We start from the raw sequence: 687 nt of genomic DNA, 5'->3' as shown, positions 1-687 counted from the left end.
TGGACGTCTATTTTGGGATCCTTTAAACATTGCGTCAGTGTAATTTTTCCAGGAGTGGCTTCCAAACTTCTTGTCAGATCACCCTGAGAATCAAAGTCAACAACTAAGACCTTTTTTTTCTTGGTTGCTAGTGTTGCCGCAAGGTTAATGACCGTCGTTGTTTTGCCTACGCCCCCTTTATTGTTATACACGCATACAGTCAGAGCGCGCTCATAGTTTTCTATCTTGTCTCGCAAGTTACGCACTATGCTCTCAATGTTATCTGAGCTAATATCAAGGTTTGCTGTAGCGGGGTGAACGACTTTTCCGTGCTTCCTCCAAAGCTGGATGTTATTTGCATTGGTGATAATTCCCCATTTTGCAGATTTGCAGTTCTTGCCGAGCAGGTAGCTTTCTATTTGACAAACTGCATCCCTATAGCAAGATCCTTCTTTGAGGTTGACTACTCTGGATTTTGCCTCCAAAAGCAAGTAGGGGTTCCTTTGGGAGTTAAAGAAAGTATCTTCAGGATCTTCGTTCTTTCTTGCGGCGAGGTCGACCTGGCCACAACCTGTCTCGAATTCATATCTAATTTCCAAGTCGTGAAAGCCAAGCGCATGCAGGAGGGGAACAGCAAAGTGTTGGACAACAATTCGCTCTACCCTCTCGGTGGGAGACATCCTCTCAAGCTTCTCTCGGAGATAGCTA

General features: G+C 45.0%; 1 protein-coding gene and 1 pseudogene. Both read right to left on the bottom strand.

Annotated elements, in window-relative coordinates:
* Positions 1-203 (bottom strand): ParA family protein (locus tag NW807_RS09465; RefSeq protein ID WP_414425941.1); only part of this gene is annotated, 203 nt, incomplete at its 3' end.
* 168 nt (positions 204-371) lie between these two features.
* Positions 372-659: pseudogene (locus tag NW807_RS09460) on the bottom strand (cobalamin biosynthesis protein CobQ); the annotation flags it as partial.
* Between the last annotated feature and the right edge of the window lie 28 nt (positions 660-687).

It is taken from the genome of Synechococcus sp. R70.1, assembly GCF_047461675.1.
In the GTDB taxonomy this organism is placed as follows: domain Bacteria; phylum Cyanobacteriota; class Cyanobacteriia; order Thermostichales; family Thermostichaceae; genus Thermostichus.
This window is presented reverse-complemented; position numbering and strand designations above follow the sequence as displayed.